The sequence below is a fragment of the Kribbella sp. NPDC043289 genome, assembly GCF_056436705.1.
In genome coordinates, this window is the sequence record NZ_JBWKCB010000002.1 from 733,980 (window position 1) to 758,808 (window position 24,829).

Genomic DNA, 24,829 nt, shown 5'->3' on the forward strand with positions numbered 1-24,829 from the left:
CCCATGCGGAACGTGGTGATCCTGGCAGGTGGTTCGGGGACCAGGCTGTGGCCGATGTCCAGAGACGACAGGCCCAAGCAGGTGCTGCCGTTGGCGGCCGGGCAGTCGCTGTTGCGGGTGGCGTACAACCGCCTGCGCGGACTGGTCGCGCCGGAGAACATCTATGTGTGCACGGTCGGCGCGATCACCGACGTCGTACGCAAGGAACTCCCCGAGCTCGGCGAGCACAACATCATCGGCGAACCGGCCCGGCGGGACACCGCGAACGCGGTTGGGCTCGCGTCCGCCGTGGTGGCGCGCAACGATCCGGACGCGGTCGTCGCGTTCGTCGGGTCGGACCACCTAATCAGTCCGGAGGACGAGTTCCGGGCGGCGATCGAGCACGGGTTCGAGGTGGTGGAGGCGCGGCCGAAGTCGCTGGTGACGTTCGGCATCGAGCCGACGCATCCGCACACCGGGCTCGGCTACATCGAGCGCGGGGCGGCGATCGAGGGTACGTCGGCCTTCGTCGTCGACCGTTTCCGGGAGAAGCCGGATCGGTCGACCGCCGAGGAGTACCTGGCGACCGGGCGCTTCTGGTGGAACTCCGGGATGTTCGTCTGGCAGGCATCGACCGTGCTCAACGTCCTGGACTCGCTGCTGTCCGAGTCGGCGACCCGGCTGCGTGAGGTCGCGTCCGTGTGGGACACCCCCGAACGCGACGCGACGCTGGCCGAGATCTACCCGAACCTGCGCAAGATCAGCGTCGACTACGCCGTGATGGAGCCCGCCTCCCAAGGCAAGGTGGACGCCGACGTGGTCGTCGTACCGATGCCGGTGCACTGGCTCGACGTCGGCTCGTGGGCCGCCCTGGCCGACACGTACGACGCCGACCCGAACGGCAACCGCACCGACAGCATCACCCTGAGCTGCCTGCTCGACTCCCACGACAACATCATCGTCACCGACGACCCCGACCACCTGATCGCCACCGTAGGCCTCCGCAGCCACATCATCGTCCACACCCAGGACGTCACCATGGTCTGCCCCCTCTCCGACGGCGAACGCGTCAAAGACCTAGTAGCCCAAGTCCAATCCGACCACGCGAACTACATCTGAGCCGCACCACGGTCCAGCGGTCTGCCGCCCTCGCAGCGGACCTCGAACATCCGATCCGGACCTTGGACAGGCAATAGCGTGTCTCCCGTCCGCAGAGGGTGTCCGAGGTCCGGCCTGCAGCGGAGGTGCGACTTAGCGTAGTCGTGGCGTCGCGGGGTGCAGTAGTGTGCTGACGGGCACGGGCAATCACCAAGCGACGATGCCATCGGCAACCAATCGGCGGGCGCCGATGCGGACAGGTCCAACGAGACGGGGCAGGCATCCCGTACAGGACTTGATGGCAGTCGGCCACCAACGGCTGACCCGAATGCGGGTGACGACCCTAGCGATCGAGCAACCGATCGCTACACGACCAAGTCGGAGCATGACCCGGCCGGAGTCACCACAGACACGCCAGGTCACGAGTTCGTCGAGAACGCCGATCCCAAGGACATGGAGACATACCGGCGGATCCGCGAAACCGAAGATGTCGACGCTGTGGCTGAGAACAGCGGATTCCCCCGCGAGGTCGTCGAGGTCGCAAAAGACAACTTGTTCATCCGCCAGCACGATGCGGCGGTGGAACCGGGAGTGGTCAGACGTGGATACTTCACGCCTCTCGACGGAGTTGGGTCGTTGTGGGACCGAGCCGCATCGGGCGCCGAGCTGACGGACAAGCAACAGGCGCAGCTCTGGTCGTTGATCGCGCACGAATACGTTGAAGCGAAGCTGATGGAAGCCGGAGTCCCTTACAAGTCGTCCCACGCAGATGCCTGGGACGAGTACGAGATGTCGAGGGTCTCGCCGGATCACCCTTCGGCCCACAACACGGCGCCGCGGAGCCTGCAGGCGCGCATGGTTGACCTGCTGGCGCACTGGGACAAGCTGGACATACCGAGAGGTGATCTGCGGGTGGCGGAGGATCTGCCGAACCTGGACGAAGTGGTTCGGTTGGCGAAGGAAGGACTGGGGTTGTGACAGACACGGCGGCGTGTCAGCGATTGCTCGAGCGCCTGGTCGCGGCGCGGTGGGACGACCAGGAGGCCGAAGACCTGCACCAGACGTCGCGAGGCGCGTTGGCCAGCGAGTTCTTCCGCCGTAAGGCTGTCTGGGCCAACGCGCTAGGCATCACTCAACTGTGGCCTCTCGCTGAGGTTGCTCTGGCGTTCGATCCTTCCTTGGAAACCGATCCGGTCTGGCTGGAGCGGTTGGAGGCTGCAGTCGGCCACGAGCTGATGCCGCAGGTACGCAAGGTGGTGACCGACATGTTCCGGTGGGCGTCGCTCGGTGACCGGCCGTATGAACGGTTTCCGGCGTTCGACGACCCGTACGAGCCGATGGTGCAGGTCCTCGAGCTCGGTGGTGAGTTCTTGCCTGGGCAGGGCGGGATCGAACTGCCCATCGCCGGCGTGGCCTATCGCAGCCTCGACTTCCGGTTGAGCCAAGAGCCGATCGCCATCGATGCCGCGACCCTGGCTGCGCTGGACGAGAGAGATCGAGCCGAGCTGGAGAAGGTTCGTGCCCGGGCGGCACAACGGGCGCAGGAAGCCGGTATTCGCTCGCGGGAGGGTCTGGAAGTCCGGATGGCACCGCGGGCGGGCCGCGGTGATGTCAGGGTCTGTCCCTCGAACATGGTCGGACGCTCGCGGTCACGCACGCCGCACGGTCTGCCGCCCTCGGGGTGGACCTCGAACATCCGATCCGGACCTTGGACAGGCAATAGCGTGTCTCCCGTCCGCAGAGGGTGTCCGAGGTCCGTTCGAGCGGACGACGTACAAGGCGAACGCCCCCGAGGATGCATCCTCGGGGCCGTTCGGTGTGCGGGGAGTGTCAGCCGCCGTTGGGTTCTTGGGCGTCGGCGGCTGGGTACTTCTCGATGAATTGTTTGAGGGCGTCGCCGCTGACGGAGCCGCAGAACTGGCGGTGGCCGAAGGACTTCTGGGAGGCGTCGGGGCCGCTCCAGTGGGCGAAGGCGAGGTTCTTGCCGTCGGGCCAGGCCTTGCCGTCGGACTCCTTGAAGGGGGCGGCGATGAACTTGCCGTTCGCGCTGTCGGGGAGCTGGGCCTTGGCGATCTTCTCGATCTGGTCGATCTGGTCCTTCGGCAGCGTGTCGCGGTACCAGAGGATCGTGTAGCCGTGCTCGAGGTTGTGCACCAGGTTCTCCACCGGGGGCCGGTCGCCGGTCGAGTAGAACTTCTTGTCGAACGGCGCCCAGACGGCGTAGTGCGGGCCGGACGACGGCGGCGACACCGAGTACATGATCTTCTCGCCGTCGGGGCGGTGGTCCTGGGTGCCGCCGGCGGCGTCGTTGGTGGCCGGGTCGCAGGACGCGGCGGAGGCGGCGACGCCGAAGTCGGTGAGCGCCTGGTTCTTGGTCCGGGAGTCCTGGATCAGCTTGATCGCCGGGTAGGCGATGATGGCCAGGCCTACCACGATGGAGCACACCACGATGATGATCGTGCGGCGGCGGTCCGAGCGGGCCTGCTCGCGCTGCATCTTCTCGATCATCTCGCGGCGCGACTGTTTCTGCGACGACGCTTTACCCACAGTGTTTGGTCTTCCCGGATTAGGGCGGCCACCGCGCCGCCGTGCGATGGCAGTGTACGAGGTGACCCTAAGAAGTTGCCTAGAAAACTACTGCCAATCTAGGCAGACCGTGAGCCGAACGTGACCGTCGCCTCGCTTCCGGGCCCGGGCCGCACCGCGACGCCGTACCCCTCGGCGTGCAGCAGGACGGCGAGCCGCTCGGCCACCACCCCGACCGTCACCGGTTCCTCACCGAACACCGTGACAGCGTTGTCACCCACCTCGAGCCGTACGTCGTCGACCTCGGCCAGCAACCCCGACCACACCGCGGGATCGACCTCCCGCGGCCCAACTGGCGCCTTCCGATCGAGTACGGCGGCCCGCGCGGCCTCCCGCGTACCCAGGCTGAACATGTCGTACTCCGCGTCCCGCACCAGCGCCCGCGCCCCGGGACCGTGCTCGCCGACCGGCAGTACGGCGTCGTCCAGCCCGCGCAGTACGGCGACCGGGACACCGTCCGCCTTGCCCTTCACCAGTTCGCTGGCGCTCGCGATCTCGTCGGCCAGCGCCGGCTCGGTGACCGCGAGGACGTTGCCGTGACTGTCCGTCGTACCGCGCAGGTCCTCGACCACGCGCACCCCGGCGGCACCGATGGCGAGGTCGGTCTGACCGTTGCGCCACGGGCGGCCGAGTGTGTCCGTCACCACGATGCCGACGTTCACGTCGTACCGCTCCTTCAGCGCGGTGCGCAGCTCGCGCGCCGACGCGTCCGGGTCGACGGGGAGCAGCAGCACGGTGCCGGGCGCGGTGTTGGACGTGTCGGTGCCCGCGGCGGCCATCACCAGGCCGTGGCGGGTCTGCACGATCCGGGTCTCACCGCGTTGCGCGACGACCCGGACGAGCTCGGCGTCGACCGCCTCCTGCCGGGTGCCGTGCGTCAACCGACCCTCCGCCTTGCTGACGATCTTCGACGTCACCGAGACGACGTCGCCGTCGCGCAAGTCGGCGCCGTCGGCGATCAGCGCGGCCAGGTCGTCCCCGGCCGCCACCTCGGGCAGTCCGGTCACCGGGAAGATCTCCAGGTGCTTCCTCATCGCCGTACGGCCTCCGCGAGGTTCAGTGCCGCGTCAGCCATCGCGGCGGTCGTGGTCTCATCCGTCATCCACAACGGGACGGCCTGGACATTGATTCCGGCTCCGGCGATCGAATCCGCCTGGATCGCGTCCGAGGTATCGATCAACCAACCGTCCAGCACACCGCCGGACGATCGCGAACCGTAGTACCGCGCGACGGCCGAGGCGGTCGAGGCGACACCGACCGTGGCCAGCACCTTGTCCGCCATGCCACGGACCGGACCGGTGCCGATGATCGGCGACAGCCCGATGACCGGCGCGGCCGTCGCCTGGACCGCCTCCCGGATCCCGGGTACGCCGAGGATCGTGCCGACCGACACCACGGGATTGGACGGCGGGACGATCAGTACGTCGCACTCCGCGATCGCCTCCAGGACACCCGGCGCCGGCTTGGCCTTGTCCTGGCCGACGGCGATGATCTGGTGCGCGGGGACCTCGGCCTGGTAGCGGACCCAGTACTCCTGGAAGTGGATCGCCTTGCGGCGTCCCGGGTTCTCCGGGTCGTCCACCACGACGTGGGTCTCGATCCGGTCGTCACTCATCGGCAGCAGCCGGACCGGCAGTTTCCAGCGGCTGCACAGTGCTTCGGTGACCGCGGTGAGGCTGTAGCCCGCGTCGAGCATCTGGGTACGCACCAGGTGCGTCGCGACGTCGCGGTCGCCGAGCCCGAACCAGGTGGGCTCCACGCCGTACGCCGCGAGCTCCTCCTTGATCACCCAGGTCTCGTCCTCACGGCCCCATTTGCGTTCCTCGGAGATCCCGCCGCCGAGCGTGTACATCACGGTGTCGAGGTCGGGGCAGACCCGCAGCCCGAACAGGGTGATGTCGTCGGCGGTGTTCCCCACGACGGTGATCTCGGCGTCCGGCCGGGCCTTGAGCAGCCCGCGCAGGAAGGTGGAACCGCCGATGCCACCGGCCAGCACTGTCAATCGCATGGGAAGAGTCTGCACGAGTCGTCAATGCGGCGGACCACCGCACGACTATGCTGCGGAGGGTCAGATGCATCCGCACAGCTCAGTTGTACGGCCCCCCAACATCCGAGGAGCCCTCGTGGTCACCGACGCAACCAAGAAGCTCAAAGAGCCGGTCGCGTATATTCTGCTCGCTTTCGCTGCCCTGTTCGCGCTGTCGGCGCTACTCCAGCTGTTCGTCACCGGTTCCGGTTTCGTCGCTGGTTCGGCCGGTGCGTTCCGGGATGTCGGCCCGTTCCAGACCTCCGGGCTGGCGCTGCTGATCGCGCTGGTCGGCGCGGTCTGGCTGGTGAACGAGGGTGAGCGGACCCCGAACGCGCGGCTCGTCGCGCTGGTCGCGCTCGTGATCACGGGTGTGCTGGCTCTCGTCGTGCTGCTGGCCGGGTTCGCGACCTTCAACAGCGGCGCGTCCGCCGGGGTCAACATCACGAACTTCCTGACCGCGCTCGGGGCGCTCGCCCTGTACGCCGCGGCGGGTTTCTACATCCTGAAGACGTTCCAGGCGATGCCCGCGCCGGTCCGCGCCCCGAAGCCCGGTCAGTTCCAGCAGCAGGGTCAGCAGGGCCAGCAGTACGGCCAGACCGCGCCGTACGGCCAGCAGGGCTACCAGCAGGGTCAGCAGGGTCAGCAGGGCCAGCAGGGTCAGTACGGCGGCCAGTACGACCAGGGACACGACCAGGGCCAGTACGGCGGTTACGCGGCGGCCGGCGCTGCGGGTGGCTATGCGGCGGGTCAGGGCGACCAGCAGCAGTGGCCGCAGGAGCAGGGCTGGAACCAGGGCGAACAGCAGAACTGGTCGGCCGGTCAGGCCGAGGCCCAGCCCGGTCAGCACTCCGCGCAGCACTCCGGTCAGCAGGGCGAGCAGGCCTGGTCCGCCGAGGGCCAGCAGGCAGCTGAGCCCACGCAGGCGTGGAGCTCTGAGGGCCAGCAGCAGTGGCGTGGCCACGACGAGGGTCAGGGCCAGCAGTGGCCGCAGGAGCAGCAGCACCAATGGGGTGCCGGCGACGCCGGACAGCAGCAGTGGTCCGGTCAGGAGTACGGCCAGCAGGAGCAGCACGGTCAGCACGAGCCGGCCGGCCAGCAGGAGCAGCCCGGTCAGCAGGAGTGGGGCCAGCAGGACCAGGGCACTCAGGGTGCCGCGGTCGTCGAGGAGGGCTCGCACGAGCCGAGCGAAGCCCAGCAGGCGCAGCAGGCCTGGCAGCAGGAGCAGGCCTGGCAGGCCGAGGGGACGCCGGCAGCGGAGCCGCAGCCGAGCGGCACTGAGCCTCCGGCGCCCGCGCCGCAGACCGAGGCCGGCGACGAGACCCGGGTCGATCCGCGGGTCGAGCCGGACAAGAACGACCAGAACCCGCAGCAGGGCCAGCAGGGCTGGTGGTCGCAACCTTCCTGATCTGGAAGGGAAAGCCCTCTCCTGGCCGGGTGTGAAAATCCGCCAGGAGGGCGTTTGAATCTGGGGTACACAGCGCGAGAGGCCTGTATCTACAGGCCTCTCGTTCTTTTGCGGCCATGTTGCGGATGATCCCAATAGCAGAGCACGGCTTGACTTTCGTGGATTGCAGGAATGTAATTTCAACCGTGTCGTTCGTTGGACACTCGGTATCGGGGACCGTTGCAGAGCGCAGGACGGACGAGGTCAGGCGTGTGGACCGCAAACCCACATGTACAGGGGAACGAACAGGGTCGAGGAGGTCGTACCGTGACAGAGGGCCTGATGGCGATTGTCGACGGTGAGGCGATCGAGGAGGAGCCGAACTGGCAGGAAAGGGCGCTGTGCGCCCAGACCGATCCAGAGGCTTTCTTCCCGGAGAAGGGCGGTTCCACCCGCGAGGCCAAGAAAGTGTGCCTGGGCTGCGATGTCCGGGGCGAGTGCCTCGAGTACGCGCTGCAGAACGACGAGCGCTTCGGGATCTGGGGCGGCCTGTCGGAACGGGAACGCCGCAAGCTGAAGAAAAAGGCCGTCTGACGGTCCGAACGCAAGCGACAACTTCACGATGGACTTCCGCGAGGCCCCGGGGTGATCACCCCCGGGGCCCGCGGCTTTCCACACACTCCGACGGCGGCTGTATGGTGATTCCTCGCCGGGACTGCGGTCACGGTGACCGTCCGCAAGCATCGAGGTGTCACAGCTCCGCATGGAACAAGAAGCTCCGGCCGGCTGGGAATTCTTCGACTCCGTCGATTTCCCGACCGATCACATCGACGACGCCATGGGTCGTCCGCGGGTCCGCCATGTCGTCACCGCTGTGGTGGTCGGCCACGAAGGCGCGGCCTGGCTGCCGCGTCTGTCCGAGGCGTTGTGGGCGCTCAACCCACGTCCGGACCGGCTGATCGCGGTCGACACCGGATCCACCGACGACACCGCCGAACTACTCGCCGCGATGCCTGGTGTGGAGCCGGTGGTGAGCCTCTCGGCGCGCACCGGTTTCGGCCTGGCCGTGGCCCGCGGCCTGGAGACGCACGGTTTCGCGCCGATCCCGAGTGCCGTCGGCCCGTACGGCGACGACGGGCACATGCCCGTGGTGGAGTGGCTGTGGCTGCTGCACGACGACTGCGCGCCGGCACCGAAGGCCCTGGAGAAGTTGTTGCTCCAGGCCACAATGTCGCCGAACACCGGCGTCTGGGGCCCGAAGCTCCGGCTCTGGCCGCGGGATCGCGAACTGCTCGAGGTCGGCGTCACCACGTCGCTCGGCGGCCGCCGCGACACCGGGATCGAGAACGGCGAGCTCGACCAGGGGCAGCACGACCACCCGCGGAACGTGCTCGCGGTCAGTTCGGCCGGCATGCTGGTACGTCGCGATGTCTGGGAATCGCTGCACGGGTTCGACCCGCGGCTGCCGATGTTCCGCGACGACATCGACTTCGGCTGGCGGGCCAGTCGCGCCGGCTACCAGGTCGGAGTCGCGCCGGACGCGGTCGTCTATCACGCGCAGGCCGCTGCGACCGGTGAGCGGGCGCTGGCCGGCACTCGTCGGCACGCCTACCAACTGGACCGCGCCCACGCGTACTACACGGTTCTCGCGAACGCACCGGGCAAATTGCTGCCCCTCCTGATCCTCCGGTTCCTCCTCGGCACCGTGATGCGGTCGATCTGGTTCCTGCTCGGCAAGACACCGTCAGGTGCGGTCGACGAGTGGACCGCCTTGCTCGGCACGCTCCTGGCCGGCGGCTGGACAACGGCCCGCAAGAACCGCAAAAACCTCGACCAGGTCCCGTACGACGACATCAAGGGCCTGTTCTCCCGGTCCGTGCACGCCTTGCGGCACAACCTGGAGGAAACCACCAGCACGATCTCCGAGCGGATCCGTGAAGCCTGGGCGGACGAACCGGAAGAGCAGGTCGTCACCACTGCTCGCCGGGCCAAGTCCACTGCCCGCGTAGCGGTCGACCAGCCGCGCTGGCGTCGTCAGTTGATCCGGCGGCCGTTCCTGGTCGCCTGGGTCGTGCTGGCTATCGGTGCGCTGATCTCTGCCCGCGATCTGATCGGTGGCGGCGTCCTTCGGTCCAACCTCCTGCTTCCGGCCCATGAGAACCTCGCGGCCCTGTGGCACGCGGCCGCGTCCGCTCCGCCAGGCGTGACACCACCTGCGTGGCTGGCGCAGATGTGGGCGTTCTCGACGGTGATGTTCGGCCCGACCGGTGCGACGAACCTGCTGTTGCTCGGTGCGGTGCCGCTGGCGGGTCTGGCGGCCTGGGCGTTGCTGCGATCGTTCGTCGTCGACCGTGTGGCGCGCGCCTGGGGCGCAGCGGCGTACGGGCTGGCCGTGTTCATGAACGGGGCGATCACGCAGGGGCGGCTCGGGACTGTTGTGGCGGCGATCGTGTTGCCGTTGCTCGGGGCTGCCGTGCACACCGTCGCGCGGCGGCGGCGTGTGGTGATCCAGGGCAGTTGGCGGGCCGCGTGGTTCGCCGGGATCTGCCTGGCCGTGCTGATCGCGTTCACGCCGGCGCTCGGTCTTCTGATGGCCGTCCTGCTCGTTCTCGGCGCCGTGTTCGGGCTGGGCTGGCGGCGACAGGGCCGGCAGTTGGTGTTCTCCGTCGTACTGGGGCTCGTGCTCGTTCTGCCGTGGACGATCGACCTGGTGCTGCACCCGTCGAAGCTGGGCCAGGAGGCGGGCGGTCCGCCGACCGCTGCGGTCGGTCCGGGCGACAGCCTCCCGCATCTGCTCACCGGTACGCCGATCGGTGCGCCGACGCCCTGGTGGCTCGCCGTACCGCTCATCCTGGTGGCGCTGTTGTGTCTGCTGCGTCAGTCGCGGAACCGGTACGAGTTGCTCGGTTGGTTCGCCGCACTGGCCGGCCTGGCCGGGACGCTGGTCGCGAGCCGACTGGGTGGTGGCAGCGGGCCGTTGATGTTCCTGATGACCGCCGGCTGGGTGATCGCCGTGACGGTCGCGTGGGACTCGGTCGGCAAGTCCACCGAGATCATCGTGCAGGGCGTGCTCGGCGTCGTCCTGCTGACGACTGTCGTGACCGCAGGCTTCTGGCTGGTGCGTGGAAGTGACGGTCCGCTGTGGCGGGGGCCTGCTCAGGACCTCCCGGCGTACCTCGTGTCTTCGCAGGACCCGCCGGACAACAACTCGATCCTGGTGGTGCGCAAGGCGCCGAACGGCCAGATGCGGTTCTCACTGGTCAAGGACGGCGGACCGCGGATGGGGTCGCTCGAGGCGGCTCCGACCGCTGCGCAGACCAAACCGATCGCCGACGTACTGGCGACCCTCGGTGGCGGCGGTAGCGGTGAGGAGGGCAGGCAGTTGGCCGGTCTGGCGATCGACTACGTCTACCTGCCCGGTCCGGTGGACACCACGCTGCAGGCCACGCTCGACTCGCTGCCTGGTCTGACCAGAGCCAGCGCTAGCGACGGCGACGCGTCCTGGCTGGTGGACCGGTCGAAGATCGAGGGCAAGACCCCACTGGTCGACCAGACCCACACGGTGTGGCGCATCCTCGGTCTGATCGCCTGGATCATCGCACTGGTGTTCTGTCTGCCGACGGTCCGCCGCACTGTCGCCGTACCGCAAGGAACACACGCGAGGAGGGACCCCCGGTGAGGTTGCTGTCCGACCCGCGGCTGCGGATCGGGGCCGTCGTCGCCGCCATGGCCGTACTGGCCGGCCTCGGCGTGGTCACCCACCCCAAGTCGCCGGACACCCGCCCGCAAGCGGCTGTGACCGAGCCGTCCCGTGCGGTGGTGAACCGTACGGCGCTGTCGTGCCCGGTGCTGTCACCCGGCGGCAAGATGGCCAGCGTGGTGAACGCGGTGGCTCCGACGCTGCCCGAAGGTACTCCGATCGCGTCCGGCGACGCCGACCCGCTGACGATCGCGCCGCTGCCCGCCACTGGCGACCCGGTCGGTTCCCTGCTGACCCGCGGAACGATCGCTTCGAGCGCTCCGGCGGTGAAGCCGGAGCCGTTGTCCATCCAGGGCACCGGTCCGCTCGCCGCCGGCACGGTCGGCACGAGTACGACGACCGCACAGGAGGGTGTGAACCGTGGGATGGCCAGCGTGAGCTGCCAGGCGCCCGGTTCGGACTTCTGGTTCGTCGGGGCGTCCGGTGCGAGTGACCGGCGCGACGTCCTAGTGCTGACCAATCTGGACAGCGTCAACGCGGAGGTGAACGTCGGCGTGTTCGCGCGCTCCGGGGCGCAGGACCTGCCCGCCGCCCGCGGCATCGTGGTCCCGGCACACGGCTTCTTCGCGTTGTTCCTCAAGGAGGTCGCTCCGAACCTCCGCGACATCGCACTGCACGTGGAGTCGACAGGTGGTCGCGTAGCTGCCGCTGTCCGCTCCAACGCGTCGAACGGCAGTCAGCCGGTCGGTGTGGACTGGCTGAACGCGTCGGCCGCGCCCGCGACCAAGGTGTTGGTGCCGGCGGTGGCGGCCGGTGGCGGTCTGCGGATCCTGTCGGTGGCGAACCCGTCGGACCTGCAGGCGACCGCCAGCCTCACCGTGAACGGGCCGAACGGTCCGTTCAAGCCTGCCGGTCTGGAGACCGTCCAGATCGCGGCCGGCTCGGTGAAGACGTTCATGCTCGACCCAGTGCTGCACGGTGACGCGAGCGGGGTCACGATCACGTCAGACCAGCCGGTGACCGCGTCGCTGCGGGTCACCGACGCGAGCCGCAGTGAGTTCGCGTCCATCGGGTCGGCGGAGGCGCTGACCGGACCGGCGTACCTCGTGTTGCCGGCGCACCAGCAGCCTGCGATGTTGCAGGTGACCGCGCCCGGTAAGACGGGCAGTGTGAAGTTCGAGTTGCGGGACGCGCGCGGACGGGTGCTGACGACGCGGGCGCTGGACATTGTGGCCGGCGCGACGACACAGATCGCGTTCCCCGCGCAGCCGCGCGCGACGTACCTGATGGTGCAGCAGACGCGGGGGACGGTCGTGGCAGGCGTCACACTGATGCCGGCGGCGAAGCCTAAGGACGAGGACGTACCTCAGGTGGCTGTGTGGCCGCTGTCGACGTCGCTGGTGTTCCGTGCACAGCTGGGTGCGCAGCCTGAGGTCAGCGCCGCGCTGCGGTAGCTCAGCCTTCGGAGGAGTTGGCGCCGGGGTCCTGCAGCATCCGCAGGTGACCTCGGCGCTTTACCTCGACAGGTGCGCCCGGCGTACCCGTGCGGGGCTCGCGGGGCGGCAGCGGACGCGCAGCCTCGCGGACCGCGTTCGCCAGGGCTTCCAGGTCGTCCGAGGACGGTCCGGCGGCTGCCGGGTCAGGAGCGAGCCGGATGACTTCCCAGCCGTTCGGAGCGGTCAGCCGGTCGGCGTGGTCCGCGCACAGGTCGTAGCAGTGCGGTTCGGCGTACGTCGCCAGCGGGCCGAGGACGCACGTGGAGTCCGCATAGACGTAGGTGAGCGTCGACACAGCCGTCTTCTGACATCCGGCGCGCGAACAAATCCTGGCGATGCTCACGGGCAGACGTTACCCCCACTAGGCTGAGCGCGTGACCGAGGCTCGCCGTCATCGCAGGCACATCGACCGCCACGGGCGCGGCATGCTCGGCCCGATCAGCCGGCCGAGCAAGTTCGCGCCGCGTGGATTGCCGCTGCAGCGCTCGCTCGCGGCCTCGTTCGACGAGGTGGTCGCGATCGAGGTGACACGGCTCGAGAAGCGGCTCCCGCAGGTGATCGCGCGGGTCGAGTTCGCGATCGAGGACGTCCCGAACCTGGACCTCGACGCGACCGAGATCCCGCTCACACATGCGACCGGCGGGACCTCCCACGAGCCGTACCGGATCGTCGTCTTCCGGCGGCCGATCGAGCTCCGCGCCGAGCGGTCCGGGGCGAGCCTGGCCTGGCTGGTCCGCTCCGCACTGGTGCTCGAGCTGGCCGACGTGCTCGCGTTGTCACCGGAGCAGATCGACCCGGACTTCGACACCGACGAGGACTGACTCCGCGTCTCACCCGGTGGGCGACAGGCCGCCCCCCTCGCACATGTTGGAACGTGTTCCGTACTGTGGATTGAGGTTTGTGACCTTCGTTGTCATCGGGAGAGGATCGTGTCTGTGAACGATCAAAAACTGCGGGTCGGTGTGGTCGGCCTGGGATTCGCCGGTCGGACGGCGCTGGAGGCGTTCTCCGAGCTGCCGGATGTCGAGGTGATCGCGCTGGCGGGCCTGGAGAAGGACACGCTGACCAGCCTCGGCGAGAAGCACGGCGTACCGCATCTGTACGAGAAGTGGGAAGACCTGCTCGAGACGCCGGGGCTGGAGGCGGTCAGCATCGGTACGCCGACGCAGCTGCACGCCCCGATCGCGCTGAAGGCGCTCGAGAAGGGTCTGCACGTCCTGTCCGAGAAGCCGCTGGCCCGGACGGTCGCCGAGGGCACCGCGATGGTGGAGGCCTCGAAGAAGGCCGGCCGGGTGCTGAAGGTCGTCTTCAACCACCGCGAGCGTGGTGACGTCGCAGCCCTCAAGCACCAGATCGACGAGGGTCAGCTCGGCCGGATCTACTACGCGAAGGCGCACTGGATGCGCCGCAACGGCATCCCCGGCATGGGTGGCTGGTTCACCAACCGGGAGCTGTCCGGCGGCGGTCCGCTGATCGACCTCGGCGTCCACATCCTCGATATGGCGCTGCACCTGCTCGGCGAGCCGCAGATCACCACGGTGTCCGCGGACACGTTTGCCGAGCTCGGTCCGCAGGGCAAGGGCAGCTCGAGCAGCCCGGACCGCCCGACCGTCAACACGCTCGGCTCGAAGTTCGAGGTCGAGGACCTGGCGACGGCGTACCTGCGGCTGAAGGGTGGCGGCGCGCTGCAGCTGGAGACCAGCTGGGCGACGTACCGCGCGCCGGGCGACAACTTCGGGATCGAGCTGTTCGGCACCGAGGGCGGCGCGAAGATCGAGGTACAGAACTACACCACCGTGGACACGCTGCGGATCTTCACCGACGTGGCCGGCATCCCGGCCGAGGTGAAGCCGGCGACCGGCGCCGGGCTCGGCCACCGCGCGGTGGTCCGGGAGTTCGTCCGGATCGTCCGCAGCGGCGAGTGGGAAGGCCAGAACGGGTCCGAGGCGCTGCTCCGGACCGAAGTCATCGACGCTTGCTACGCCTCCGCGAAGGCGGGCCGAGAGGTGGTACTCCATGGCTGAGTCGAAGGGTCCGATCCGCGTCACCGTCTGGGGCGAGAACGTCCACGAGGGCCGCGACGAGTCGGTCCGCAAGGTCTACCCGGACACCATGCACGAGACGATCGCGGCGGCGCTGCGGGACAAGCTCGGGCAGGACGTCGTCGTCCGTACGGCGTGGTTGCAGCAGGACGAGCACGGTCTGACCGAGGAGGTGCTCGCCGACACCGACGTACTCACCTGGTGGGGTCACGCGGCGCACGGCGACGTCGACGACGCGATCGTCGACCGGGTCCAGCAGCACGTGCTGTCCGGGATGGGTCTGATCGCGCTGCACTCGGCGCACTTCAGCAAGATCTTCATCCGGCTGATGGGCACCACCTGCTCACTCGACTGGCGGGCCGAGAACGACCGCGAGCTGATCTGGACGGTCGCCGCCGGGCACCCGATCGCGCAGGGTGTCCCGCACCCGCTGGTGATCGAGCGCGAGGAGATGTACGGCGAGCTGTTCGACATCCCGCAGCCCGACGAACTGGTGTTCGTCAGCTCGTTCACCGGCGGCGAGGTGTTCCGCTCCGGCTGCTGCTACCGCCGCGGCCAGGGCCGGGTGTTCTACTTCCGCCCCGGTGACCAGGAGTACCCGACGTACCATCAGCCGGAGATCCAGCAGATCCTGGCCAACGCCGCCAAGTGGGCCGCCCCGAGCAGCCCGCGCCAGCTCCCGACGGTCCACCACCGCAAGGACATCGGCTGGTTCGAGAAGGCCTGAGCCCGACGGCCCACTCCGCGAACTGACCGTGCGGCTCTCGACGGGTTGAGGTGGGGGTTGTGGGGTGGGCCGGATAGGGTCCACGCATGGTTGACGTTGCGGCGATCTTCAAGGCGTACGACGTGCGGGGGGTTGTGCCCGACCAGCTGGACGAGTCGGTGGCCCGGGCGACCGGGGCCGCGTTCGTCGAGGTGCTGGACGTGCTCGGTGGACCCGGTGCGGTCGTGGTCGGGTACGACATGCGGCCGTCCAGCCCGGCGCTGGCGGCGGCGTTCGCCGAGGGGGTGACCAGCACCGGCGCCGACGTGATCGACATCGGTCTGGCCTCCACCGACCAGCTGTACTTCGCGTCCGGCCGGCTCGACCTGCCGGGTGCGATGTTCACCGCGAGCCACAACCCGGCGAAGTACAACGGCATCAAGCTCTGCCGCTCCGGCGCCGCTCCGGTCGGCTCCGACTCCGGCCTGCGGGACATCGCCGACCTGGTCGCAAAGGCCCTCGCCGAGAACTCCGAGACCGGTCCCGCCCGCGGGCACGTCACCCACAAGGACCTGCTGACGGCGTACGCCGATCACCTGCACGACCTGGTCGACCTGTCCGCCATCCGCCCGCTGACCGTCGTCGTCGACGCCGGCAACGGCATGGGCGGCCACACCGTCCCGGCGGTCTTCGCCGGCGGCCCGGTGACGATCGTCCCGATGTACTTCGAGCTGGACGGCAACTTCCCGAACCACGAGGCCAACCCGCTGGACCCGAAGAACCTGGTCGACCTGCAGGCCAAGGTCCGCGAGACCGGCGCCGACCTCGGCCTCGCCTTCGACGGTGACGCCGACCGCTGCTTCGTGGTGGACGAGAAGGGCGAGGCGATCTCCCCGAGCGCGATCACCGGCGCGGTCGCGGTCCGTGAGCTCGCCAAGCACCCCGGCTCGGCGGTCATCCACAACCTGATCACCTCCAAGGCCGTCCCCGAGCTGATCACCGAGCACGGCGGTACGCCGGTCCGCGCGCGCGTCGGGCACTCCTACATCAAGCAGAAGATGGCCGAGACCGACGCGGTGTTCGGTGGCGAGCACTCGGCGCACTACTACTTCCGCGACTTCTGGCGCGCCGACACCGGCATGCTCGCCGCGCTGCACGTGCTGGCCGCCCTCGGTGAGCAGGACCAGCCGGCCAGCGAGCTGTTCGCCGAGTTCGAGCGGTACGTCGCGTCCGGCGAGATCAACAACACCGTCGAGGACCAGGCGGCGACGGTCGCGGCGATCGAAGATACGTATTCTGGCGTCGACGGCGTGACCGTCGATCATCTGGACGGGCTGACCGTGTCAGCGGGACAGTGGTGGTTCAACGTCCGTGCGTCGAACACGGAGCCGTTGCTGCGGCTGAACGCCGAAGCGGCGGACCAGGCCACGATGGAGCGCGTCCGTGACGAAGTACTGGCCCTGATCACCGGCGCATCGGTGGAGGAGAACTGAATGGCAGTCAATCTGGACCCGGACCTGCTGAGCATCCTGGTCTGCCCGAAGTGCCGCTCGGAGTTCCGCGTGGACGACGAGGCGAACGAGCTGATCTGCACCAACGCCGGCTGCGCGCTGGCGTACCCGGTGCGTGACGAGATCCCGGTGCTGCTGATCGACGAGGCCCGGGACACGCGCGAACCGGCGGCCACGGAGAATTGATGAGCGTCTTCGACGACACCCGGCTGGACGACCCGGCCGCCCTCGAGGCGGCGGACGGTCTGCTGCGCCGGCTGGCGATGGCCGGTGCCCGGATCCGGGCCGAGCTCGAAGCGTCCGAGGACGTGCTGTCCGCGCTGGACTCCGACGGCTTCCGGCCGCGGGCCGTGGTCGCGGCCGGACGGGACGCCCGGCTCGTCCGGGCCGTCCTCGAGCCGGTCTGCCCGGTTCCGTTCCTTGCCTGGCCGGGCCCCGGTCTGCCCGGCTGGGCCGGTCCGCTGGACCTGGTCGTCGTCCTCGGCGGTGCCGCCGAGGACACGGATGCGGTGTCGGCCGCGGGCGAAGCCGTACGCCGTGGTTGCGGGCTGATGGTGGCTGCGCCGGTGGACTCTCCGGTGGCGATCGCGTCGGCCGGTCTGCGGCATGCGATCCGGCTGCCGTCCCAGTCCGACGACCAGCTGGCCGCCGCCGTCGCCGTACTGCAGGCGCTGCATCAGATGGAGCTTGGTCCCGAGGTGGATCACAAGGCCGTAGCGTCGTTGCTGGACGACGTCGCGATCGAGTGCTCGCCCAACAACGACGTGTCCTCCAACCCGGCGAAGGACCTCGCGCTGGTACTGGCGGACGCGTTGCCGCTCGTCTGGGGTGGCTCCGTGCTGGCCGCGCGCGCAGCTCGCCGCGTGGTTGAGGCGCTGCGGCTGGCCAGTGGCCGGCCGGCGCTGGCCGCTGACGCGGGCCACCTGCTTCCGGTGCTCAACCAGCCGCCACGGGATCTGTTCGCGGACCCGTTCGACAAGCCGGCGGAGCTGCGGCCGGCGCTGATCATCCTGGACGACGGGACCGAAGAGGCCGGTGTCGCCGAGCAACGCCGCAAGCTGGAGTCCAAGGCGGAGGCGCACGACGTCCGCGTGCACACGATCAGGCAGGCCGACGGCACGGATGTCGCGCGGTACGCCGCTCTGACCCAGCAGGGCCGGTACGCCGCGGCGTACCTCGGGATCGGCCTCGGCCGGCACGGGATGCCGACCGTGGACGATCCGGTCGAGCCGAGGAATCCCTCGGAGGACATGGCGTGGTAGTCCCGCTGCAGAACACGATCCGCGACTACGCGTGGGGTTCGCCGACCGCGCTACCGAAGCTGCGCGGCGTCGAGCCGACCGGCGAGCCGCAGGCGGAAATGTGGATGGGCGCGCACGAGTCCGCGCCGTCGGTGCTGCCGTCCGGGGACACCCTGTACGACGCGGTGTCGTTCGACCCCGCGGCTGTGCTGGGGGAGGAGACGGCCGAGCGGTTCGAGGGCCGGTTCCCGTTCCTCGCGAAGCTGCTGGCGGCCGCGCAGCCGTTGTCGATCCAGGCACACCCCTCGCGGGACCAGGCGATCGACGGGTACGCGCGGGACGAGGCGGCCGGGATTCCCCGCGACGCCGCGGACCGCAACTACAAGGACGCCTGGCCGAAGCCGGAGATCCTGATCGCGCTCGAGCCGTTCGACGCGCTGGTCGGCTTCCGCCCGCTGGCGCAGACCGTCGCGCTGCTCGAGGCGCTCGCACCGGTGGGCTTCGACAAGCTCACCGACCAGCTCCGGGACGGAAAGCTCCGCGAGGCGTTCACCGACTTCATGAGCACCGACCGGGACACGATCCGTCCGCTGGTCGGTGCGCTCGGCGAGGCCGTGGCGCAGTACGCCGGGGACGCGTTCGCGCTCGAGCGGGAGACGCTGGCGAAGCTGTGCGCGGACTTCCCGGACGATCCGGGCGTACTCGCGGCCCTGCTGCTGAACCGGGTTCGCCTGCAGCGGTTCGACGCGGTGTACCTGCCGGCCGGGAACGTGCACGCGTACATCCGCGGGCTCGGGTTCGAGGTGATGGCGAACTCGGACAACGTGCTGCGGGGCGGGCTGACGAGCAAGTACGTCGACGTCCCGGAGCTGGTGTCGGTGGTCGACTTCGAGCCGCTCGCGGACCCGGTGCTGACAGCCGGTGACGACGGCGGCTACGAGACCGGGTGTGAGTACTTCGCCGTACACCGCGTCGATCTGGACGACGACGAGCGGACCGTCGACGGTGTGGGTCCGCGGATCGTCTGCTGTGTGTCGGGGCAGATCGAGGTTGCCGACCAAGAATCTGCTGTGAAGTTGTCCGCCGGTCAGTCCGCGTTCGCTGCTGGACCCGACGGACCCTGTATCTTGCGTGGTTCCGGCACGGCCTTCGTCGTGTCCGCACGCTGACACTTCGGAGGATCAGAACACCATGGCTGGTGGCGGGAACAAGGCCGTTGTCGCGGCTTTGCTGGCGAACACCGGGATCGCGATCACGAAGTTCGCCGCCTGGGCTCTGACCCTGTCGGCGTCGATGCTCGCCGAGGCGATCCACTCGCTCGCCGACGCCGGCAACCAGGTGCTGTTGCTGGTCGGTGGGCAGCGTGCGAAGCGTGCGGCGGACGAGCTGCACCAGTTCGGGTTCGGCCGGGAGCGGTACGTCTACTCGTTCATCGTGTCGATCGTGCTGTTCAGCGTGGGTGGTCTGTTCGCGCTGTACGAGGGCTACCACAAGGTGCACGACCCGCACGGGATCGAGCACTGGAAGTGGGTCCCGGTCGCGGTGCTGCTGATCGCGATCGTGATGGAGGGCTTCTCGTTCCGGACCGCGATCGTCGAGGCGAACAAGCTGCGCGGCAACGTCTCCTGGGTGCGGTTCGTCCGGAACGCCCGGGCCCCGGAGCTGCCGGTGATCCTGTTGGAGGACTTCGCCGCGCTCACCGGACTGGTACTGGCGCTGTTCGGCGTCATCCTGACGCTTGCCACCGGCAACGGTGTGTTCGACGGCCTGGGTTCGATGGCGATCGGTGCGCTGCTGGTCTGCGTGGCGATCTTCCTGGCGATCGAGATGAAGTCGCTGCTGCTCGGCGAGTCCGCGACCCGCGAGTCCCAGCAGCGGATCGTCGCCGCGATCGAGAACACTCCCGGTGTGACGCGGCTGATCCACATCCGCACGCTGCACCTCGGCCCCGAGGAGGTGCTGGTCGCGGCCAAGCTGGCCGTCGAGCCCACCTCCGACGCCGCCGTGGTCGCCAACACCATCAACGCCGCCGAGCACGCCATCCGCGAGGCGGAGCCGATGAGCCAGCACATCTACCTCGAGCCCGACATCTACGTAGAGAACTACGTCCGCGAAGACCGCCCCGCCGTCCCCGAAGCCCCGTCCCACTAACGCCGCCGCTGCCTCGCCGACCTTCCACGGCGGGGCTTCCCCCTCCCCTCCCTTCTTTCCTTCCTTTCCTAGCGAGGCTTCTCCGGCAGGACGCCGCTGCGTCCAAGCCAGCGCAGCGCCCGGTCGCGGTCGATCTGGGCTTGGGTGGGTGGTGCTGTCAGGCGCCCCGTGCGGTAGCCGAGGTTCCTGATGTCGGCCGCGACGGACGGTTCGGCCAGGGCTCGCAGGGCGAAGGCGAGCGCGGCCGGCGTCACGTCGTACCGGCGTTCGAGGTCGAGCGCGAGTTGTACCGCGGCCAGGTCGCGGTCGTCGTACTGGCGTTGCGCGGTGTGCTCCGACCGGGAGCGCGGGAGCAGCCCGAGTGCCTCCCGGTAGCGCAGCATGCGCGGAGTGGTACCCAGTTGGCGAGCGGCCTCGGCGATGCGCATAGCATCAATCCTGACATTCCGGTGTCAATTTCGCGCCTGGAGCGATCAAACCGCGTGGCTCATCCCTCTAGGCTCAGGTCGGAAGCAATCACAATTCAGGGCACAGTCTTCAGGGGAGCGGTATGACCTTCGACTACAAGGTGGCGGATCTCGGTCTCGCCGAGTTCGGGCGCAAGGAGATCCGGCTGGCCGAGCACGAGATGCCCGGTCTGATGGCGATGCGCGCGCAGTACGGCGAGAGCAAGCCGCTGGCCGGCGCCCGGATCATGGGCTCGCTGCACATGACGATCCAGACCGCGGTACTGATCGAGACCCTGGTGGCGCTCGGCGCCGAGGTGCGCTGGGTGTCCTGCAACATCTTCTCCACCCAGGACCACGCGGCCGCCGCGGTCGTCGTCGGCCAGGGTACGGCGGAGGCGCCGGCCGGTGTCCCGGTGTTCGCCTGGAAGGGCGAGACGCTGGAGGAGTACTGGTGGTGCACCGAGCAGGCGCTGACCTGGCCGGGTGAAGGCCCGAACATGATCCTGGACGACGGCGGCGACGCCACCATGCTCGTCCACAAGGGCACCGAGTTCGAGAAGGCGGGCGCCGTTCCGGACCCGTCGACCGCGGACTCCGAGGAGTACGGCGTCGTCCTGAGCCTGCTGACCCGTTCGCTGTCGGAGTCCAAGGACAAGTGGACGACGATCGGTCAGGGCATCAAGGGGGTCACCGAGGAGACCACCACCGGCGTGCACCGGCTGTACGAGATGCACAAGGCCGGCGCGCTGCTGTTCCCGGCGATCAACGTGAACGACTCGGTGACCAAGTCGAAGTTCGACAACAAGTACGGCTGCCGGCACTCGCTGATCGACGGCATCAACCGCGCCACCGACGTCCTGATCGGCGGCAAGGTCGCGGTCGTCTGCGGGTACGGCGACGTCGGCAAGGGCTGCGCGGAGTCGCTGCGTGGTCAGGGCGCCCGGGTGATCGTCACCGAGATCGACCCGATCTGCGCGCTGCAGGCGGCGATGGACGGTTACCAGGTCTCGACGGTCGACGACGTGGTCGGGATCGCCGACATCTTCGTCACCACGACCGGCAACAAGGACGTCATCACCGCCGACCACATGGCGGCGATGAAGCACCAGGCGATCGTCGGCAACATCGGTCACTTCGACAACGAGATCGACATGGCCGGGCTGTACAAGACCGCCGGTGTCGAGCGGATCAACATCAAGCCGCAGGTCGACGAGTTCCGGTTCCCGGACGGCCACACGATCATCGTCCTGTCCGAGGGCCGGCTGCTGAACCTGGGCAACGCCACCGGGCACCCGTCGTTCGTGATGTCGAACTCGTTCACCAACCAGGTCCTCGCGCAGATCGAGCTGTTCGTGCGGACCGCGGAGTACCCGACCGAGGTCTACGTGCTGCCGAAGCACCTGGACGAGATGGTCGCGCGGCTGCACCTGGACGCGCTCGGCGTGAAGCTGACCGAGCTGTCCAAGGAGCAGGCGGCGTACCTCGGCGTACCGGTCGAGGGACCGTACAAGGCAGAGCACTACCGCTACTGAGTCCCGCACAGCGCGAACGCCCCGCTTCCTGCGGGGCGTTCCCGGCCTGCAACAATAACCCGCTCAGAACCACTGGGTGGCGTCGTTGCTGCCGGGTGCCGCCCAGCCTTGGGCGTTGACGGCGGCCGGCCGGGAGTTCGGCGGCGGTGGTGGGGTGAACGGGCCCGGCTCGGGCGCGGCCGGCGGGAGCACGCCGTACGGGCTCGGCGGGGCGAAGGGTCCCGCGGGGATCGCGTACGACGGCGTGGCCGCCGGTGCGAACGCGGGAGCGAACGGGCCGGTGTTGAGTGGGCGCTGCGTGGAGAGCCGGTGGAGTTCGCGGCGCCGGCGTTCGGCGAGGACGGCGGAGAGGAAGGCCGGGGCGATGATCGGGCCCGGTGGGGGCGGCGCGATGACGGCGGCGACGCGGGTGGCGAGCGCCTCGCCGATGGCGATCTGAGCACCGGGGAGGAGTTCGGTGTAGCGCGCCAGGTAGTCGCGGGCGGCGTTCGCCAGTTCGTCGGACAGCCGTGACAGCTCCAGCGACTGCGCCCACTGCACCAGCTGGGCCGGGACGAACAGCGGCGGTGACGCCATCGGCTGGTGCCGTTCGCGAATGACGACCGTACCGGCGACCATGTCCCCGATCCGCTTGCCCTGCTTGTTCATCAGGCTCGCCACGATCCCCGGGCACGCCGCGAACCACGGGGCGAAGTCGACGAAGAACCACATCAGCGTCCGGACCAGCGCGTGCCGGAACCGGATCGAACTCCCGTCGTCGCGCACCACCTTCAGCCCGAGCACCATCTTGCCCACCGTGCGCCCGCGGGTCAGCGTCTCCATGACCACCCGATAGCCCACCACGACGAGCAGTACGACGATGAAGATCAGCGCGACCCCCAGCGCCTCACTGGCCTCGCCCCCGAGCAGGAACCCGGCCAGCAGCGAGATCAGCGCCACCAGTACGGCGCCCTGCAGCGCGATGTCGATAGCGCAGGCCAGCGCCCGCGTCGGCATCCGCGCGATCCGCACCTGGAGGACGACCGCCTCACCGGTGACCAGCTGAGACACGTTGTCGCCCCCCTCCTCCGTAGACACCCGGTCCGGCTAGTCTGCCAGCGCAGGAAGTCATCCGGGTGGAGGAGGTGCGGCAGTGGACGTCGAAGCGTACGTCTCGGTGCACCAGCCGCAGTGGGACCGCCTGGCGTACCTGACCCGGCGCCAGCGCCGCCTGTCCGGTGCGGAGGCCGAGGAACTCGTCACGCTTTACCAACGCGTCGGCACTCACCTGGCCGCGCTCCGAGCCGCCGGTGCGGACCCGGTGTCGATCGGCCGGCTGTCCGGTCTGATCGCCGACGCCCGCGGTGCGGTGACGGGTGCGCAGGCTCCTGTGTGGCGCGACATCTCGAAGTACTTCCTGGTGACCTTTCCGGCCGCGCTGTACGCGTCGAGGCGGTGGTGGGTCACCATCGGGCTGCTGTTCTACCTGGTCGCTGCGTGGACCGCGTGGCGGGTGCTGGCGCATCCGGAGACGTTGGACTCGGTCGCCACACCGGACCAGATCAAACAGCTCGTCAACCACGACTTCGAGTCCTACTACTCGGAGAACCCGGCGCAGGACTTCGCGCTCCGGGTCTGGATCAACAACGCGACTATCAGTGCCGCCGTACTGGCGCTGGGCATCCTGCTGATCCCGTCCGTCTTCATCCTCTGGGACAACGCGTTCAACCTGGGTCTCAGCGCCGGTCTGATGATCAGCAACGACCGAGGCGGTCTGTTCTTCAGTCTGATCACTCCGCACGGTCTGCTCGAGCTGACCGCGGTCTTCGTCGCGACTGCAGCCGGACTGCGCCTCGGCTGGTCGTGGATCGTGCCGGGTCCGCGCACCCGGATGCAGGCGGTCGCCCAGACCGGCCGCGCAACCGTTGGGATGGCCATCGGTCTCGGCGCGGTCCTGCTCGTCACCGGTCTGATCGAAGCGTTCGTGACGCCGTTCCTGCCCGCCCCGGTCCGCGTCACGATCGGCATCCTCGCCGAACTGGCCTTCTTCACCTACGTCTGGACCCTCGGCCGCCGCGCCTACCGCCACGGCGAGTACGGCGACATCGACGAAGCCGACCGCGAAGCGAGCGCACCCGTCTCCGCCTGACCGTTTCCGTGGTGGGCACCGGAACGATCGTGAGTACCGCCACCGAAGTGAGGCACAGCCGCGCGTACGACGTCGCGATCACCGTCGGCCTGATGGCGTACGGCGTCGTCCACCTGCTGATCGCCTGGATCGCGCTGCAGCTGGCCTGGGGCAAGTCGTCACAGGAGGCGACGCAGCAGGGTGCTCTGCGTGAGTTGGCTGACCAACCGCTCGGCGGCGTACTGCTGTGGGTGACCGCCGGCGGCATGTTCGCCCTGGTGCTGTGGCGGGTGCTGGAGCTCGTCTACGGTCACCTCGAGCTGGAGAAGAAGATCTCGTCGATCGGCCGGGCCGTCGTGTACCTGTTCCTTGGCATCAGCGCCGTCAAGGTCGGTGTCGGTTCCAGCGGTTCGAGCACGAATCAGCAAGAGACGATGTCGGGCCGGCTGATGGCGCACGGAGCCGGACGGGTCGTCATCGTCGTCATCGGCCTGGTCATCATCGGGATCGGCGTCCGCCAGCTGCACAAGGCGATCACGAAGAAGTTCACCGAGGATCTCGCGGGTGGTGTGTCCGACCTGACGATCCTGCTCGGCCGGATCGGGTACGCCGCAAAGGGCCTCGCGTTCCTGGTCGTCGGCGCGTTGTTCGGCTGGGCCGCCATCGCCTACGACCCGCAGAAGGCCGGCGGGCTCGACACCGCGCTGCACACCATCAAGGAGCAGCCGTTCGGCTCCGTCCTCCTGACGGTGCTGGCAGCCGGCATCGCAGCCTTCGGCGGCTACTGCTTCATCTGGTCCCGCAACGCCCGCCGCTGA

24 protein-coding genes are annotated in these 24,829 nt (G+C 68.9%); 18 read left to right on the forward strand and 6 right to left on the reverse strand.

What is annotated here, in order from left to right:
• Positions 1–3 precede the first annotated feature (3 nt).
• The 3 genes from AC0662_RS15325 to AC0662_RS15335 all read left to right on the forward strand — a co-directional run bounded on the left by AC0662_RS15325 (position 4) and on the right by AC0662_RS15335 (position 2,957).
• Entirely contained in the window at positions 4–1,098 is a 1,095-nt protein-coding gene (locus AC0662_RS15325; RefSeq protein WP_478301138.1) for a mannose-1-phosphate guanylyltransferase, read from the forward strand.
• A gap of 432 nt (positions 1,099–1,530) precedes the next feature.
• The gene (locus tag AC0662_RS15330) at positions 1,531–2,055 is read left to right on the forward strand and encodes a hypothetical protein (protein ID WP_478301140.1); all 525 of its coding nucleotides are present in this window, start codon (positions 1,531–1,533) and stop codon (positions 2,053–2,055) included.
• A gap of 23 nt (positions 2,056–2,078) precedes the next feature.
• Positions 2,079–2,957 (forward strand): hypothetical protein, encoded by an 879-nt coding sequence (locus AC0662_RS15335; RefSeq protein ID WP_478301142.1) that lies wholly within the window; start codon positions 2,079–2,081, stop codon positions 2,955–2,957.
• On the opposite strand, the gene AC0662_RS15340 is transcribed toward AC0662_RS15335, so the two are convergent.
• The 3 genes from AC0662_RS15340 to cofD all read right to left on the reverse strand — a co-directional run bounded on the left by AC0662_RS15340 (position 2,908) and on the right by cofD (position 5,671).
• Positions 2,908–3,585 carry a DUF3105 domain-containing protein gene (locus AC0662_RS15340; protein WP_478301144.1) on the reverse strand — a complete coding sequence of 226 codons (678 nt, stop codon included), beginning with the start codon at positions 3,583–3,585 and terminating at the stop codon, positions 2,908–2,910. The genes AC0662_RS15335 and AC0662_RS15340 overlap by 50 nt on opposite strands.
• Before the next feature lie 137 nt (positions 3,586–3,722).
• Positions 3,723–4,697 (reverse strand): coenzyme F420-0:L-glutamate ligase, encoded by a 975-nt coding sequence (locus AC0662_RS15345; protein ID WP_478301146.1) that lies wholly within the window; start codon positions 4,695–4,697, stop codon positions 3,723–3,725.
• A complete protein-coding gene (gene cofD / locus AC0662_RS15350) occupies positions 4,694–5,671 on the reverse strand; it encodes a 2-phospho-L-lactate transferase (protein WP_452199441.1) in 978 nt (325 codons plus the stop codon). Before cofD ends, AC0662_RS15345 begins: the two co-directional genes overlap by 4 nt.
• Before the next feature lie 115 nt (positions 5,672–5,786).
• Between cofD and AC0662_RS15355 the strand changes: the two genes are divergently transcribed.
• From AC0662_RS15355 to AC0662_RS15370, 4 genes are all read left to right on the forward strand, one after another.
• Positions 5,787–7,097: a hypothetical protein gene (locus AC0662_RS15355; protein WP_478301148.1), complete on the forward strand. Its 1,311-nt coding sequence runs from the start codon at positions 5,787–5,789 to the stop codon at positions 7,095–7,097.
• Positions 7,098–7,418: 321 nt separating this feature from the next.
• Positions 7,419–7,670, forward strand: a complete 252-nt coding sequence (locus AC0662_RS15360) for a WhiB family transcriptional regulator (RefSeq protein ID WP_020389877.1) — start codon at positions 7,419–7,421, stop codon at positions 7,668–7,670.
• A gap of 169 nt (positions 7,671–7,839) precedes the next feature.
• Positions 7,840–10,755 carry a glycosyltransferase gene (locus AC0662_RS15365; RefSeq protein ID WP_478301150.1) on the forward strand — a complete coding sequence of 972 codons (2,916 nt, stop codon included), beginning with the start codon at positions 7,840–7,842 and terminating at the stop codon, positions 10,753–10,755.
• A complete protein-coding gene (locus tag AC0662_RS15370) occupies positions 10,752–12,230 on the forward strand; it encodes a DUF5719 family protein (RefSeq protein ID WP_478301152.1) in 1,479 nt (492 codons plus the stop codon). Before AC0662_RS15365 ends, AC0662_RS15370 begins: the two co-directional genes overlap by 4 nt.
• Position 12,231: 1 nt before the next feature.
• Here the strand turns inward: AC0662_RS15370 and AC0662_RS15375 are convergent, their stop codons facing one another.
• Positions 12,232–12,615: a DUF3499 domain-containing protein gene (locus AC0662_RS15375; RefSeq protein WP_452199449.1), complete on the reverse strand. Its 384-nt coding sequence runs from the start codon at positions 12,613–12,615 to the stop codon at positions 12,232–12,234.
• Between the two features lie 31 nt (positions 12,616–12,646).
• Between AC0662_RS15375 and AC0662_RS15380 the strand changes: the two genes are divergently transcribed.
• The 8 genes from AC0662_RS15380 (at position 12,647) to AC0662_RS15415 (ending at position 19,923) form a co-directional block, all read left to right on the forward strand.
• Entirely contained in the window at positions 12,647–13,093 is a 447-nt protein-coding gene (locus tag AC0662_RS15380) for a metallopeptidase family protein (protein WP_452199450.1), read from the forward strand.
• 114 nt (positions 13,094–13,207) lie between these two features.
• The gene (locus tag AC0662_RS15385; RefSeq protein ID WP_478301156.1) at positions 13,208–14,296 is read left to right on the forward strand and encodes a Gfo/Idh/MocA family protein; all 1,089 of its coding nucleotides are present in this window, start codon (positions 13,208–13,210) and stop codon (positions 14,294–14,296) included.
• Positions 14,289–15,041, forward strand: a complete 753-nt coding sequence (locus AC0662_RS15390) for a ThuA domain-containing protein (RefSeq protein ID WP_478301158.1) — start codon at positions 14,289–14,291, stop codon at positions 15,039–15,041. The genes AC0662_RS15385 and AC0662_RS15390 overlap by 8 nt, the downstream gene beginning before the upstream one ends.
• An 86-nt stretch (positions 15,042–15,127) precedes the next feature.
• On the forward strand, positions 15,128–16,513 hold the full coding sequence (locus AC0662_RS15395; protein ID WP_478301160.1) for a phosphomannomutase/phosphoglucomutase: 1,386 nt from the start codon (positions 15,128–15,130) through the stop codon (positions 16,511–16,513).
• Complete coding sequence (locus tag AC0662_RS15400; RefSeq protein WP_452199456.1) at positions 16,514–16,717, forward strand: Trm112 family protein; 204 nt, start codon at positions 16,514–16,516, stop codon at positions 16,715–16,717.
• Complete coding sequence (locus AC0662_RS15405; protein ID WP_478301162.1) at positions 16,717–17,793, forward strand: SIS domain-containing protein; 1,077 nt, start codon at positions 16,717–16,719, stop codon at positions 17,791–17,793. The genes AC0662_RS15400 and AC0662_RS15405 overlap by 1 nt, the downstream gene beginning before the upstream one ends.
• Positions 17,787–18,941, forward strand: a complete 1,155-nt coding sequence (gene manA / locus AC0662_RS15410) for a mannose-6-phosphate isomerase, class I (protein ID WP_452199459.1) — start codon at positions 17,787–17,789, stop codon at positions 18,939–18,941. Before AC0662_RS15405 ends, manA begins: the two co-directional genes overlap by 7 nt.
• A 22-nt stretch (positions 18,942–18,963) precedes the next feature.
• Positions 18,964–19,923 carry a cation diffusion facilitator family transporter gene (locus tag AC0662_RS15415; RefSeq protein WP_452199461.1) on the forward strand — a complete coding sequence of 320 codons (960 nt, stop codon included), beginning with the start codon at positions 18,964–18,966 and terminating at the stop codon, positions 19,921–19,923.
• Between the two features lie 68 nt (positions 19,924–19,991).
• Here the strand turns inward: AC0662_RS15415 and AC0662_RS15420 are convergent, their stop codons facing one another.
• Positions 19,992–20,351: a MerR family transcriptional regulator gene (locus AC0662_RS15420; RefSeq protein ID WP_452199463.1), complete on the reverse strand. Its 360-nt coding sequence runs from the start codon at positions 20,349–20,351 to the stop codon at positions 19,992–19,994.
• 122 nt (positions 20,352–20,473) lie between these two features.
• Between AC0662_RS15420 and ahcY the strand changes: the two genes are divergently transcribed.
• Complete coding sequence (ahcY, locus tag AC0662_RS15425; RefSeq protein ID WP_452199464.1) at positions 20,474–21,904, forward strand: adenosylhomocysteinase; 1,431 nt, start codon at positions 20,474–20,476, stop codon at positions 21,902–21,904.
• 63 nt (positions 21,905–21,967) lie between these two features.
• Here ahcY and AC0662_RS15430 read toward each other — a convergent pair whose 3' ends face one another.
• Positions 21,968–22,954, reverse strand: a complete 987-nt coding sequence (locus tag AC0662_RS15430; protein WP_452199466.1) for an RDD family protein — start codon at positions 22,952–22,954, stop codon at positions 21,968–21,970.
• Positions 22,955–23,036: 82 nt separating this feature from the next.
• Between AC0662_RS15430 and AC0662_RS15435 the strand changes: the two genes are divergently transcribed.
• Both AC0662_RS15435 and AC0662_RS15440 read left to right on the forward strand, forming a co-directional pair.
• Positions 23,037–24,032, forward strand: coding sequence for a stage II sporulation protein M (locus tag AC0662_RS15435; protein ID WP_452199468.1), 996 nt, complete (start codon positions 23,037–23,039; stop codon positions 24,030–24,032).
• 47 nt (positions 24,033–24,079) lie between these two features.
• Positions 24,080–24,829, forward strand: a complete 750-nt coding sequence (locus tag AC0662_RS15440) for a DUF1206 domain-containing protein (protein ID WP_452199470.1) — start codon at positions 24,080–24,082, stop codon at positions 24,827–24,829.

What these genes read in the sequence shown, in the direction of transcription:
- AC0662_RS15345 (WP_478301146.1), bottom strand. Translation starts at nt 4,697, where the DNA reads ATGAGGAAGCACCTGGAGATCTTCCCGGTGACCGGACTGCCCGAGGTG.
- AC0662_RS15365 (WP_478301150.1), top strand. Translation starts at nt 7,840, where the DNA reads ATGGAACAAGAAGCTCCGGCCGGCTGGGAATTCTTCGACTCCGTCGAT.
- AC0662_RS15325 (WP_478301138.1), top strand. Translation starts at nt 4, where the DNA reads ATGCGGAACGTGGTGATCCTGGCAGGTGGTTCGGGGACCAGGCTGTGG.
- cofD (WP_452199441.1), bottom strand. Translation starts at nt 5,671, where the DNA reads ATGCGATTGACAGTGCTGGCCGGTGGCATCGGCGGTTCCACCTTCCTG.
- AC0662_RS15395 (WP_478301160.1), top strand. Translation starts at nt 15,128, where the DNA reads ATGGTTGACGTTGCGGCGATCTTCAAGGCGTACGACGTGCGGGGGGTT.
- AC0662_RS15330 (WP_478301140.1), top strand. Translation starts at nt 1,531, where the DNA reads ATGGAGACATACCGGCGGATCCGCGAAACCGAAGATGTCGACGCTGTG.
- AC0662_RS15360 (WP_020389877.1), top strand. Translation starts at nt 7,419, where the DNA reads ATGGCGATTGTCGACGGTGAGGCGATCGAGGAGGAGCCGAACTGGCAG.
- ahcY (WP_452199464.1), top strand. Translation starts at nt 20,474, where the DNA reads ATGACCTTCGACTACAAGGTGGCGGATCTCGGTCTCGCCGAGTTCGGG.
- AC0662_RS15400 (WP_452199456.1), top strand. Translation starts at nt 16,514, where the DNA reads ATGGCAGTCAATCTGGACCCGGACCTGCTGAGCATCCTGGTCTGCCCG.
- AC0662_RS15405 (WP_478301162.1), top strand. Translation starts at nt 16,717, where the DNA reads ATGAGCGTCTTCGACGACACCCGGCTGGACGACCCGGCCGCCCTCGAG.
- AC0662_RS15340 (WP_478301144.1), bottom strand. Translation starts at nt 3,585, where the DNA reads ATGATCGAGAAGATGCAGCGCGAGCAGGCCCGCTCGGACCGCCGCCGC.
- AC0662_RS15420 (WP_452199463.1), bottom strand. Translation starts at nt 20,351, where the DNA reads ATGCGCATCGCCGAGGCCGCTCGCCAACTGGGTACCACTCCGCGCATG.
- AC0662_RS15390 (WP_478301158.1), top strand. Translation starts at nt 14,289, where the DNA reads ATGGCTGAGTCGAAGGGTCCGATCCGCGTCACCGTCTGGGGCGAGAAC.
- AC0662_RS15415 (WP_452199461.1), top strand. Translation starts at nt 18,964, where the DNA reads ATGGCTGGTGGCGGGAACAAGGCCGTTGTCGCGGCTTTGCTGGCGAAC.